We start from the raw sequence: 12,285 nt of genomic DNA on the forward strand, positions 1-12,285 counted from the left end.
TGCAGGAGAAGCAGAAGGCTCGCTTCACCTACGGCGTCATGGAGAAGCAGTTCCGCCTGTACTACAAGGAGGCGAACAACCGCCCCGGTAAGACCGGTGAGAACCTGCTCCGCATCCTGGAGTCGCGTCTCGACAACGTCGTGTACCGCGCCGGACTGGCTCGCACCCGCCGCCAGGCCCGTCAGCTGGTCACCCACGGCCACCTCCTTGTGAACAACAAGAAGGTCGACATCCCCAGCTACCGCGTCTCCCAGTACGACATCATCGATGTCAAGGACAAGTCGCTGTCCACGCTTCCCTTCCAGGTTGCGCGCGAGACCCAGGGCGATCGCCCGATCCCGGGTTGGCTGCAGGTTGTCGGTGGACGTCTCCGGGTTCTGGTTCACCAGCTTCCCGAGCGTGCGCAGATCGACGTTCCTCTGCAGGAACAGCTCATCGTCGAGTACTACTCGAAGTAGGCCTGACGGCTCGTGCGCCTTTCCGGTAGTTCCGACTACCGGAAAGGCGCACGGGCACGAAGTGCCTTTCCCATCGTGGGCGTCAAATAGCGGACGCCCGTACAGGAGGAAATCCAATGCTCATTTCTCAGCGACCCACGCTGACCGAAGAGGTCATCGCTGACAACCGCTCGAAGTTCGTCATCGAGCCCCTCGAGCCAGGCTTCGGGTACACCCTCGGCAACTCGCTCCGCCGCACGCTGCTCTCGTCGATTCCCGGCGCTGCTGTCACCAGCATCCGCATCGACGGCGTTCTGCACGAGTTCACCACAGTTCCCGGTGTGAAGGAAGATGTCACCGACATCATCCTGAACCTCAAGGGCCTCGTCGTGAGCTCCGAAGAGGACGAGCCGGTCACCATGTACGTCCGCAAGCAGGGCCCCGGCGCTGTGACCGCAGGCGACATCGTGCCCCCGGCCGGCGTCACCGTGAACAACCCGGATCTGCACATCGCCACCCTGAACGACAAGGGAAAGCTGGAGATCGAGCTCGTCGTCGAGCGCGGTCGCGGCTACGTCCCCGCCGTCCAGAACAAGGCGTCCGGCGCCGAGATCGGCCGTATCCCGGTCGACTCGATCTACTCGCCGGTGCTCAAGGTCACCTACAAGGTGGAGGCCACCCGCGTCGAGCAGCGCACCGACTTCGATCGGCTCGTGCTCGATGTGGAAACCAAGAACTCCATCACCGCTCGGGACGCGCTCGCTTCGGCGGGCAAGACCCTGGTTGAGCTCTTCGGCCTGGCCCGTGAGCTGAACGTCGAAGCAGAAGGCATCGAGATCGGCCCCTCGCCCGCCGAGGCCGATCACATTGCTTCGTTCGGACTGCCCATCGAGGACCTGGACCTGACGGTCCGTTCCTACAACTGCCTCAAGCGCGAAGGTGTTCACACCGTCGGTGAGCTTGTCGGCCGTACCGAGTCCGATCTGCTCGACATCCGCAACTTCGGACAGAAGTCCATCGACGAGGTGAAGGTCAAGCTGCATTCGCTCGGCCTGGCCCTCAAGGACAGCCCCGCGTCCTTCGATCCCACCACCGTTGCCGGCTACGACGCCGCCACCGGGACGTGGAGCGACACGGACGCCGGTTCCTTCGGTGATGCCGAGGGCACCGAGGACTACGCCGAGACCGAACAGCTGTAGCTCACGGTCCTTTACTAGGAGATCATCATGCCCAAGCCCAAGAAGGGTGCCCGCTTCGGCGGGTCGGCTTCGCACCAGAAGGCGATCTTCGCCAATCTGGCTACCGCGCTCTTCGAGCACGGCCGCATCACCACCACGGAGTCCAAGGCCAAGGCCCTGCGCCCGTACGCCGAGAAGCTCGTCACGCACGCCAAGGCCGGAACCCTGGCTCACCGTCGCGAGGTTCTGAAGGTCATCCGCAACAAGGATGTCGTGCACACCCTGTTCGCGGAGATCGGCCCGTTCTACGCCGATCGTGACGGCGGCTACACCCGCATCATCAAGACGGTCCCCCGCAAGGGCGACAACGCGCCGATGGCGATCATCGAGCTCGTCAAGGAGAAGACCGTCACCTCCGAGGCCGACCGCGCTCGTCGCGTGAAGGCATCGAAGGATGCGCCGGCTGCTGCTCCCGCCGAGGAGAACGTCGTCGAGGCCGTCGAGGCCGAGGCAACCGACGCCGAGGTCGAGAACGCTGACGCCGTTGTCGAGGCCATCGAGGACGAGACCGCCACCGCGGCCGACGCCCCCGAGGCCGAAGAGGCCAAGAAGGACTAGTCCACTTGGTTTCGGCACACGCTGAATCGAACGGGCCCGTCGTCCCCCCGAGGGACGGCGGGCCCGTTTCGTATGGGACCCGTCGCTTGCGCCTGGACATCGCGTACGACGGAACCGATTTCTCCGGGTGGGCCCGCCAGAACGGGCTGCGCACGGTGTGCGGGGAGATCGAGGAGAAGCTCGGCGCCGTCCTGCGTACACCGTTGCAACTCACGGTGGCGGGGCGCACCGACGCCGGGGTCCACGCCACCGGACAGGTGGCGCACGTCGATGTTCCGGTCGACGCCCTCCCTGACGACCCATCCCGGCTGGTCCGCAGGCTCGCGCGGTTCCTGCCGAAGGACGTGCGGATCAAGCGGATCGCCTTCGCGCCCGAACACTTCGATGCGCGGTTCTCCGCGATGCGCAGGCACTACGAATACCGGCTGACGTCGGCGGCCTACGGCGCCGATCCGCTCCGAGCCCGGGACACCGTGTCGTATCCGAAGGTTCTCGACCTCGAACTCATGCGCTCGGCGTCCGCGACACTGCTGGGTCTGCACGACTTCGCGGCGTTCTGCAAACGCCGGGAAGGCGCCACGACCGTCCGCGATCTCCAACGTTTCGACTGGGAGCGCGACGGCGACGTGTTCACGGCCTTCGTCAGCGCCGACGCCTTCTGCTGGTCGATGGTGCGCAGTCTTGTCGGTGCGGTTCTCGCCGTGGGGGAGGGGCGCCGCGACCTCGGCTGGATCGAAGGACTCCTCCAGGAGAAGTCGCGGTCGAGTTCGATCCTGGTGGCCCCGGCGCACGGACTGACCCTGGTGCGCGTCGACTACCCGGACGACGCGGATCTGGCGGCACGCAACAAGATCACCCGGGACGTCAGGACCGTGCCGGGCGGCTGCTGCGGCGACTGACCGGAACCTGCGGAGTCGATCACCACCGCGGTAGCCGAGGCGCCAGCACCTACGATGGCTCCGGAAGAGAAGGAGCCTGTTCATGACCGCAGTCGCACCCGTCCGGATCGAGATCATCATCGGATCCGTCAGAGTGGGCCGGATCGCTCCCGTCGTCGCCGGCTGGTTCGCCGAACGTGCTCGCGCCTACCCGGGGCTGGACGTGGGCATCATCGATCTCGCCGACACGCCGTTGCCGCAGGATCTCGGCGCATCCCCCGCGACGGACGAATTCCGGGAGCGAGTGGGCAGAGCCGACGGGTTCGTGGCCGTCACCTCCGAGTACAACCATGGTTACCCTGCAGCGCTGAAGACCGCGTTCGACAGCGTCAAACACGAATGGCGCTCGAAGCCCATCGGTTTCGTGTCGTACGGCGGGTTGGCCGGCGGGCTCCGGGCAACCGAACAGCTGCGCCAGGTGGTTGCCGAATTGCACATGGTGTCGGTGCGGCAGAGCGTGAGTTTCCACCAGGTGCGCAAGCGATTCGACGACCAGGGGCAGACGACCGACGGCGCCGCCATCGACTCGGCGGACCGCATGCTGGCGCAGCTGGCATGGTGGGCCGCCGCGGTCCGCGTACAGCGCGGAACCACCCCGTACCCCGGCTAGTAGGCCCAGGAAGAGTCGTTGCCCGGCAAACGAATTCCGCGCGGACAGCGGTCACATTCACAGGTGAATGCGATCAACCCGGGCACACAACGATTGGGAAGAAACCCAGGAACGCTACCGCAAAGGTCTTCAACCGAGACTCCTCGCCGCGCAGAGCATTCGGCGCGTAGCTCAGATCCCCGGACCAATTCCGAGTTCCGGCACCCAGCGCCGCGTTCACCGATGAGCGGCCAGCACTGCCGCCAGGCCTTCTTGCAGGTCCTTGACGAAATACTCGGGAACCTCCAGCGACGGGAAATGTCCCCCGATTTCGGGCGACCTCCATCGGACGATTTGTCGGTACCGCTCCTGTGCCCAGGGACGCGGACACTTCTCGATGTCGCGGGGATACATACTGATTGCTGACGGGACGTCGACCCGAAGTTCGGGGTCCAGCGAGTTGTGGCTTTCGTAATAGATGCGGGCCGACGATGCGCCGGTCCGCGTCAGCCAATACAGGGTGACGTTGTCGAGAACGCGGTCTCTGGAAATCGTCTCGAACGGGCTGTCTTCGGTATCTGTCCACTCGGCGAACTTGTCCAGGATCCAGGCAAGAAGCCCGACCGGTGAGTCGACGAGCGAGTAGCCGATGGTCTGCGGTCGGGTCGCCTGCTGCTTCGCGTACGCCGCGTGGTGGCGCCAGAAATCGCGGGTTTCCTCGGTCCATTTGCGCTCGGCCGCCGTCAGCCCGTCCGTTGTCAACCCGGGCGGTGCCTCCGCGAACGTTGTGTGGATGCCGAGAACGTGCGCCGGGAACCTGCCGCCGAGAACCGTGGTGATATTGCCTCCCCAGTCGCCGCCGTGGGCTGCGAACTTGCTGTAGCCGAGCCTTCCCATCAGTTCCACCCATGCGGCTGCGATCTTTTCGGTTCCCCACCCGGTGGTGGCCGGCTTGTCGCTGTATCCAAAGCCCGGCAGCGATGGAACCACGACGTGGAACGCCGGCGCGTCTGCATCTTGCGGATCTGCCAGCTCGTCTACGACATCGACGAACTCGGCAATGCTGCCTGGCCAGCCGTGCGTCACGATCAGAGGAGTGGCATCTGCGCGCGCGGATCGGCGGTGCAGGAAGTGGATTCCCAGATCATCAATGGTCGTGCGGAACTGGCCGATACGGTTGAGGCGCTCTTCGAACGACCGCCAGTTGTACCCGGTGCGCCAGTAGTTCACGACATCGACGAGGTCGGCGAGCGGAACGCCCTGTTCCCATCGGCGAGGGTCGGGCGCGGCGTGATGGACCGTCTCGGCCTCCGGTAGCCGCGCCGCGGCTAATCGCGTGCGCAGATCGTCGAGTTCAGCGTCTGTTGCGTGGGCTTCAAATGCTTGCACGTCGCTGGTTGGACGGGGCATGAGACCTCCTGGCAATCGTGGAACCGGATACAACCTTTCGCGAACCGTCTAAGACGGTTCTAGCATGTCCGATCACAGGGTGCAACCTGCTAAGGTGGTTCCATGCGAGCCGAGTTTCCTGACTTTCGCCTCGGAAACGTGCTAGCGACCAGCTTTACGGCGACTCTGACGGAGCGGCGCGGCAACGCTCTAGAGCGCATTCCCACGCCGCAGCGACTCGTCGACTGGCTGGCAGTGAACGGCCTCGCCGTGGAGTCCTGCACCACCGCCCAGCTCGAACTCGCTCGGGAACTGAGGGAGTCAATTCACGCCGCCGCGACAGCGGCCGCGATCCAGGACTCTCTCCCTGCGTCTGCTGTCCAAGTCATCAATGACTGCAGCGCTCAGGGTCGGGCCGCGGCTATCCTGACGCCGGAGGGTAAGCGGCGATGGCGACTCAGCTCGGCTTCCTGCGTGGAAGATGCCCTCAGCGTGATCGCCGCCGACGCGATCAGCATCATCGCAGGCGAACGAGACGGAAAATTGGCCCTGTGCGCATCGCCAACGTGCCAAGCCGCCTTCTTCGATACCAGTCAAAGTCGCACCCGCAAATGGTGTGACATGAACACGTGCGGGAATCGTCAGAAGAAGGCGCGCTTCCACGCCAACCAGCGCAAGGACGGGACTGCCGCACGGACGGGTGGCATCTGATCTGGATTGCCCGGGAGGGCGGGCCTGGAGGGAGGGAATCGGATTCCGGGGCCTAGTGCTGGTGGACCGGCACGTACTCGTCCACCGCGCGAGGCCGGCCGATGAACGCCGTCTCGGACGAGATCGTGACCAGCATCAGTTCGATGCTCGTCCCTCCGGTCGACAGAAGAATGCGATCGCCCAGAGCATTCGGCTGGACTATCGACAAGTCCGGTTCGGCACCGGGCCACTGGCTCGGTTCTCCGTAGAGATAGATCGCGGTGACCCCGGCGCGGGGCGGCAGCGCGTTGACGCCGTCGAACACGACCGTGTTGAACCTGTTGTCGGACTGCGGATTGTGGCCGGCGATCCGCAACCGGTCGGCTGTGGCGATGGAGTCGATCAACGACGACCACGCGTCGGGCCGATCGGTGTGGATGAGCACCCGGGCGCCGGTCGCGACGGCGCGGAACACCAGTTGCTGGGCGAGATACAACTCGCCCGCCACGTAGACCATGCCGACGCCGGGACCTGCGATGCGGGCGGTGATTCCGTGCCCGTGGTCGTCGGAGCCGATGAGCTGGCCGCACCCCGCAGGCGGCAACTGCAGCGCACGCAGGTCCTCGACGGACATGTCGGTCAACGGCATCACGTCGTCGAGATCCGGCATCGCGACGGGGAGATTGGACAGCAGTCCGTCCCGGTGCCTGCCCCGCATCGAGACGAGCCCGGGAATCGTGAGCGACTCGGGCATCGTCCGGGTGGTGACCCGGCAGGCCGCGCCGACCTTCACCTGACCGTCGTGTCCGCTGGGGCGCAGCCGGATCGTCACGGTCGTGCCGAGGCTCGACGGAACCCAGAGCTTCGCGAGCAGGTCTCGTGTCAGGTAGCGCGGATCGACACCGTAGCCGGTGTTGCACACTCCGGGCAGCGGTGCATGCTGCCACGTCTCCGTGAAGGTCTTCGGATCGACGCCCCGACTGATCTGCAGCGCTGCGGATTCGATTTCCGGTGCGGTGAGAATGCGCGCGCGGCAGCCGGAATCGGCCAGTGCACGCACGACGCGGCTTGCCGCGATCGTGATCGCGCGCGACGCGCCTTCTTCGCCGCCGCCGCGCCGCGCCGCTGCGACAACACTCTGGGTGGCGTCGAATCGCAGGGCGACCCAGACCATCCGGGTCGCGGTCGCCGGGAGCGGACCGACCAGCCTGTCGTACACATCGGTGGCGGGGGAGCCGGCCGCGGCACGATAACCGTGGCTGACGATGTCGATCCCGCTCAGCGAGATGTCGTGCTGCACGAGACACGCGGCGAGCGCGTCGGTGGGAAGTTCGTGCGTCGTCTGGAATCCGTCCCGGGTGATCTGCGTGAGGCTCCCCGCAGGAGGAAGGACCTCGACGACGGCGACCACGCCGCCGCCGTCCCAGCGGAGCCCGACGGATTGGCCTGTCGGTGCCTGGAAGCTGACGGTGCGAGACTGCGTCCGACCGGGTTTGGTGCAATATCGCCAGCACGTCCGGGCCCAATCCACGCTCGACCAGCCACCCACGCGGACGAGCGCAGCAAGAACGAGGACGACCGCGACGACGACGGCGCCCCACCACACCAGCCCGCACAGCGAGGCCGCGACCCCGCCGGCCACCCCCAGAAGTTGCGCCACGATCATCTCGGTCGCCGAGAACCGAAGAGACGACGGCCGGCGTGTGACGTGCGAACGGTCCATGGTTCCTCCCCCGAATACCTGAACCCAGCAGACCCGTACCCGTCCGCCGTGAAGATTGTCGATGGAACTGTACTGTGTCACCCCGAGCGCTGTGCAGCACGGGGGAGGAACAATGGCTGTAACACCCACCACGCGGTGGCAGGTCAACGGGTATCGCTTTCTGGTCAGACGGATGGAGCACGCCCTGGTGCGTCGCGACGTCCGAATGTTGCACGACCCCATGCGGTCGCAGTCGCGCGCACTCGCGGTGGGGGTCGTGATTGCGTCGCTCGGACTCGCCGGCTGCGCCGCGCTGGCACTGTTCCGTCCGCAGGACAAGATCGGCGACGCGTCGATCGTCGTCGGTAAGGATTCGGGCGCGATGTTCGTCGTCATGGGCGACACCCTCCGTCCCGTGCTGAATCTCGCGTCTGCCCGGCTCATCGTCGGAAAGCCCGAGAATCCCGTGATCGTCAAGGAATCCGAACTCGACACCCGCCCCCGCGGTGCCCTCGTCGGGATCCCCGGCGCGCCCTCTGCGCTGCCGGCGGGAGACCCCGCCGCGATGACGCCGTGGACGGTGTGCGACTCGATCGGGGCCGACGGAAATCGCTCCGTCACAACATCGGTCATCGTCGGCGAGACGGAGAGCTCCGAGGGTGGCGGGACCCTCACTGGAGATCAGGCGCTGCTCGCGTCGACCCCTGATGCGTCGTACCTGATCTATGACGGCAAGCGGGCCAGGATCGACCTCGACGATCCGGCGGTCACCCGCGCGCTGGGCCTCGAAGGCGCCCGGCCACGCCCGGTGAGCAAGGGTTTCGTCAACGCCGTCCCCGAAGTGCCGCCGCTCGCCGCGCCCGTCGTCCCGGGGGCCGGGAGCAGCCCACGGTATCCGTTGCAGGACAAGGTCGTGGGATCCGTCTTCCAGGTGCTGATCGGCTCCGAGACCACGCATTACGTCGTCCTCCGCGACGGAATCCAGAAGATCAGCTCGGCTGTCGCGAACCTGATCTTCCTGTCGGACTCGCACGGCGACACCGAGATGTCCGGCATCACGCCCGACGCGATGAATCGGATCCCCTCCGTGGAGCGGATTGCGGTGGACAGCTTCCCGGAGTCGGCGCCGAAAATCGTCGATGCGTCGGAAAGCCCCGTGAGCTGCCTGTCGTGGCAGCCACTCCGTGCACCGGACGAGTCGAGCGCGAGCGGTCCGGCGGCCGAGCTGTCCTTGGTAGCGGGTCGCACCCTTCCGATTCCCGGCGACGCTCGCGCGGTCGAGTTGGCCCAGGCGGACGACGCGGGCGACAACGCGGATTCGGTGTACGCGCAGCCGGGTACGAGCGGTTTCGTGCAGTCGACCGGCATCGAGCCTACGAGCACGCGACGCGACAGCAGCTTCTTCGTCGCGGACACGGGAGTCCGGTTCGGTATCCCGGATGGCGACTCCGCCAAGGCGTTGGGTGTCGACGGCGCTCGCCCTCTCGCACCGTGGCAGATTCTCGGCCTCCTGGCGCAGGGCCCGGCGCTCGGGAAGTCGTCGGCGCTCGTCGCGCACGACGGAATCGCCCCGGACGCAGCCCCGGCCGCTGTCGCGTCGGGGTCCAACTGAGCAGGTTCGGTCAGCGCCGACCGGTCGCCGACTGGAACCGGCGGCGGAGGGGGAACGACGCCAGGACGCCGAGCACGAGCAGCGCGCCCAGCGTCGCTGTTGCCGCGACAGCGACGTTGCGCGGTCGATGATCCGGGGGAGCAGCCGCCGGGAGCGCCTCGACCGCGACGGAAGTCGACTGATCGACGGTGGCACCGTCGAGGGGAACGTCAGCGGTGACTGCGGCCAGCGGATCGATGATCCCGTGCCCGACAGACGTATTCCACCCCTCCGCCGGCGCATGCGCTGTGGCCTCGATCCGGGCCATGACCTGTTGTGCGGACAGTTGCGGGAACCGTGAGCGGACCAGCGCGACGGTCGCCGAGACGTACGGCGCTGCGAAACTCGTGCCCTTTACCGGCTCCGCGTTGCCTTGCACGCCGTACGTCGTATTCGTCAGGTCGCTGTTAGTCGGATGCAGCGAGGTCAGACCGGATCCCGGAGCTGCCACGTCGACCCACGGGCCGGCCAGGCTGAACTCGCTCGGTGATCCGTTCGCCTCGACGGAGCCGACGGTCAGCACGTAGTCGTCGTACCAGGCAGGACTGGCGATGGTGCTGACGGAGTCCCACAGATCGGCGCCGGGACGGAGGGGATCGTGTGCCGGATTCTGAAGCGTGCATTCTCCCGAACCGAAGTTCCCTGCTGCCGCGACCACCACGGCGTTGTGCACCGTGACGGCGTATTTCACGGCCGACCCCAGATACCGGTCGCCATCGCCGATTCCCTCGGCGGCGGTCTTGCACGCGACCTCGGAGATGTTGATGACCGTGGCGCCCGAGTCGGCTGCACGCCGGATCGCCGTCGCCATCGTGGCAACGTTCCCGTATCCGCCGACCGAGTTGCCCGCGTTGTCGACCTGATCGGCCTGGCCTGCGGCGTTGTACGCGCTACTCGTCTGCCGGATGGACAGGATCCGGGAATCCGGTGCACCACCGGCGAAACCGGAACCGGGAACCTGCGCGGCGCCGATCAGCCCGGCGACGAGCGTGCCGTGCGCGTCGCAGTCGACCGTGCCGGTCTCCGTCCCCACGAGGTCACCGCCGTCCATGAGGCCGGGAAGTCGCGGATGCGGGGAGACGCCGGTGTCGATCACCGCGACGATCTGACCGGCACCCCGGGTGATCGGCCAGACCGATTGAAAGTCGAGATCGCGCTGGGCAACCGGAATGTCGGGGCCGTCCGGCACGCGCACAGCGTCTTTGCACGGCCGGCGTTTCTCGACCTTCGTGCTGTCCTTCGGTGGAATGAGCCCGGCGTCCACGGGAGCGGGCACGACAGCAGAGGCGCCGCCCTGACCCACGGCGGCGGTGACCGCCACGACCGCGGTGGCCAGGACGACGCGGATGAGCCGGCGCCTCACAGTCCACGCATCAGCGAGTAGAGACCGGTCACCCAGCACACCAGCGGAACGATCGACGCGATCACCGCCAGATCGATGAGCTCGGCCACCCGTCGCATCACGGGGGAGAACGTCTGGCGAGGGGCGAGGATTCCCAGTACCAGCCCACCGACGGCGAACAGGATCGCGACGGCGAACGACGCGATCGCGAAGTCGGGCACGGCAACGGCTGCGGCGGTGAGCAGCAGAACCAGTATCGTCACCCCGCCCGCGATCAGCGGTACCGCCTGCTCGGCGCTGCTGTACGTGCGTCCGCGGAACATCAGCACGGCGGCGGTGGCGACGGCGAGAGAGAGCCCGGGCCAGAAGATTCCATCGGACACACCGGGTTGCGCCGCGATGAGGGCGCCGATCACGGCGAGTGCTGTCATCGCGCCGACCAGACCGGTGAGGTACTTGCGGGCGCGTGCCGCACGCTGTGCCAGAGAGTCGAACGACGGCATCGTCACCTCGTCGTCCGGGTCGTCCTCGGACGGATCGACCGAGGTGCCCGGCGCCGGGACGGGAGGCAGTGGAAGTTTCGCCAGGAGTATCGCCACCCGGGCCGAGAAGGCGAGTCCGATCAGCGCCGCCGCCACGACACCCGCGCCGACAGCGGAAACCGGATTGCCGAACAGAGTTGCCACGAGGGCGGCGAGCGAACCGAACAGGGACGACACCGACAGGGCCGTGAACAGTCGTAATCCGACACCGCCCAGTCGCAGCGCAAGAATGGCGGTGGTGCCCGCCAGCACGAGTCCGAGGAGCAGGTGCGGAGCGCCGAGATCGCCGGGCACGAACAGCATCCCCGCCGCGAACGAGAGGGGAACGGCGCATCCGCTGAGGACGACAGAGCTTGCCGCGTCGCCGTAGAGGCGACCGGTGACCGCGCCGGCGATCAGGAAGAGTAAGGCCGTCGCGAGTGCACACCCCGCCCCCAGGAATCCTCCGGACCCCGCCCCGGACCACAGCAGCGCGAACGATCCGACGACGGTGCCGAGCACCGCGGCGACGGAGCCCACGACCCGTGCGGAACCCCGGGTCCACTCACGGTCGCCTTCCGCGTCGGCGACCGCCACGTTGTACATGATGTCGTCGAACAGCGGCGGCGGCGCACTGGCGTGCACGCTCTGCAGTACGAGGAGATCGCCGTCGCGGATTCCGTGCTCGTGCAACGTCAACGTGGTCGAGAGCGGCGAGTGCCCGATCTTCGCGAGCACCCACTCGCTGGGTTCGTACTGTTCGAGCGAGTCGTCGAAGTCGTTGGCACTGCGATGGGTGCGGATGGTGTCGACGATGCCCGGAACGAGGATGGCCAGCGGCACACCGAACGGCACGGCCATGTCGACCTGCGAATGCGTCGACAGGACGGTGATCCGGCAGAGATCTGCTGCGGCACCGGGACGGGTGGACGAGGCGGATCCCCGCGATTCGTCATGCGTGATGGACACTGCGATTTCCCCCAACTCTGCGACGCACAACCCCATCCGCGCCGTTACGACACCGATCGACGACCGGTCACAGATCGTCATCCGATTTGATCACCGGTGACCTTACGACACGGCGGACGCCGCCTCCAGTGTCCGGCAGGGCGCGGACCTTCCCTATGCCCGCTCGCCCCTCATGGGTTAGTGTCTGACTTCGCGGATCGAGCCCAGGGGGGCGACCCGGAGTTCCGGGATCGGATCGGGTGCACGGTTTTTTCGGGGCGG

General features: G+C 66.8%; 11 protein-coding genes. 7 read left to right on the top strand and 4 right to left on the bottom strand.

Going from position 1 to position 12,285, the window contains the following annotated elements; all coding sequences use genetic code 11:
* The 5 genes from rpsD to QM693_RS21370 all read left to right on the top strand — a co-directional run.
* A partial coding sequence (rpsD, locus tag QM693_RS21350) for a 30S ribosomal protein S4 (RefSeq protein ID WP_283353375.1) occupies nt 1-458 on the top strand: 458 nt, incomplete at its 5' end.
* Between the two features lie 116 nt (nt 459-574).
* Nucleotides 575-1,636 carry a DNA-directed RNA polymerase subunit alpha gene (locus tag QM693_RS21355; protein WP_005239684.1) on the top strand — a complete coding sequence of 354 codons (1,062 nt, stop codon included), beginning with the start codon at nt 575-577 and terminating at the stop codon, nt 1,634-1,636.
* A 27-nt stretch (nt 1,637-1,663) separates the two neighbouring features.
* Nucleotides 1,664-2,233 carry a 50S ribosomal protein L17 gene (gene rplQ, locus QM693_RS21360; protein ID WP_005239685.1) on the top strand — a complete coding sequence of 190 codons (570 nt, stop codon included), beginning with the start codon at nt 1,664-1,666 and terminating at the stop codon, nt 2,231-2,233.
* Nucleotides 2,234-2,319: 86 nt separating this feature from the next.
* Nucleotides 2,320-3,132, top strand: a complete 813-nt coding sequence (truA, locus tag QM693_RS21365) for a tRNA pseudouridine(38-40) synthase TruA (RefSeq protein ID WP_280782640.1) — start codon at nt 2,320-2,322, stop codon at nt 3,130-3,132.
* Between the two features lie 82 nt (nt 3,133-3,214).
* On the top strand, nt 3,215-3,781 hold the full coding sequence (locus QM693_RS21370; RefSeq protein WP_280782641.1) for an NADPH-dependent FMN reductase: 567 nt from the start codon (nt 3,215-3,217) through the stop codon (nt 3,779-3,781).
* Between the two features lie 216 nt (nt 3,782-3,997).
* Here the strand turns inward: QM693_RS21370 and QM693_RS21375 are convergent, their stop codons facing one another.
* Nucleotides 3,998-5,170, bottom strand: coding sequence for an epoxide hydrolase family protein (locus QM693_RS21375; RefSeq protein ID WP_283332980.1), 1,173 nt, complete (start codon nt 5,168-5,170; stop codon nt 3,998-4,000).
* 102 nt (nt 5,171-5,272) lie between these two features.
* Here QM693_RS21375 and QM693_RS21380 point away from each other — a divergent pair, with 102 nt between their 5' ends.
* Nucleotides 5,273-5,860 (top strand): CGNR zinc finger domain-containing protein, encoded by a 588-nt coding sequence (locus tag QM693_RS21380; RefSeq protein ID WP_283332981.1) that lies wholly within the window; start codon nt 5,273-5,275, stop codon nt 5,858-5,860.
* A 52-nt stretch (nt 5,861-5,912) separates the two neighbouring features.
* Here QM693_RS21380 and eccE read toward each other — a convergent pair whose 3' ends face one another.
* Nucleotides 5,913-7,562: a type VII secretion protein EccE gene (gene eccE / locus QM693_RS21385; protein WP_283353376.1), complete on the bottom strand. Its 1,650-nt coding sequence runs from the start codon at nt 7,560-7,562 to the stop codon at nt 5,913-5,915.
* A gap of 112 nt (nt 7,563-7,674) precedes the next feature.
* On the opposite strand from eccE, the gene eccB reads away from it, so the two are divergent.
* Entirely contained in the window at nt 7,675-9,153 is a 1,479-nt protein-coding gene (eccB, locus tag QM693_RS21390; protein WP_283353377.1) for a type VII secretion protein EccB, read from the top strand.
* 10 nt (nt 9,154-9,163) lie between these two features.
* Here eccB and mycP read toward each other — a convergent pair whose 3' ends face one another.
* Both mycP and eccD read right to left on the bottom strand, forming a co-directional pair.
* Nucleotides 9,164-10,555 (bottom strand): type VII secretion-associated serine protease mycosin, encoded by a 1,392-nt coding sequence (gene mycP, locus QM693_RS21395; RefSeq protein ID WP_283353378.1) that lies wholly within the window; start codon nt 10,553-10,555, stop codon nt 9,164-9,166.
* On the bottom strand, nt 10,552-12,024 hold the full coding sequence (gene eccD, locus QM693_RS21400) for a type VII secretion integral membrane protein EccD (protein WP_283353379.1): 1,473 nt from the start codon (nt 12,022-12,024) through the stop codon (nt 10,552-10,554). The genes mycP and eccD overlap by 4 nt, the downstream gene beginning before the upstream one ends.
* Between the last annotated feature and the right edge of the window lie 261 nt (nt 12,025-12,285).

Origin of the sequence: Rhodococcus sp. IEGM 1305, from assembly GCF_030058635.1 — a bacterium.
Lineage (GTDB): Bacteria > Actinomycetota > Actinomycetes > Mycobacteriales > Mycobacteriaceae > Rhodococcus_F > Rhodococcus_F opacus_D.

Bases quoted from the DNA above. Each gene is read 5' to 3' on its own strand.
- QM693_RS21355 (WP_005239684.1), top strand. From the start codon at position 575: ATGCTCATTTCTCAGCGACCCACGCTGACCGAAGAGGTCATCGCTGAC.
- rplQ (WP_005239685.1), top strand. From the start codon at position 1,664: ATGCCCAAGCCCAAGAAGGGTGCCCGCTTCGGCGGGTCGGCTTCGCAC.
- QM693_RS21370 (WP_280782641.1), top strand. From the start codon at position 3,215: ATGACCGCAGTCGCACCCGTCCGGATCGAGATCATCATCGGATCCGTC.
- QM693_RS21375 (WP_283332980.1), bottom strand. From the start codon at position 5,170: ATGCCCCGTCCAACCAGCGACGTGCAAGCATTTGAAGCCCACGCAACA.
- QM693_RS21380 (WP_283332981.1), top strand. From the start codon at position 5,273: ATGCGAGCCGAGTTTCCTGACTTTCGCCTCGGAAACGTGCTAGCGACC.
- eccE (WP_283353376.1), bottom strand. From the start codon at position 7,562: ATGGACCGTTCGCACGTCACACGCCGGCCGTCGTCTCTTCGGTTCTCG.
- eccB (WP_283353377.1), top strand. From the start codon at position 7,675: ATGGCTGTAACACCCACCACGCGGTGGCAGGTCAACGGGTATCGCTTT.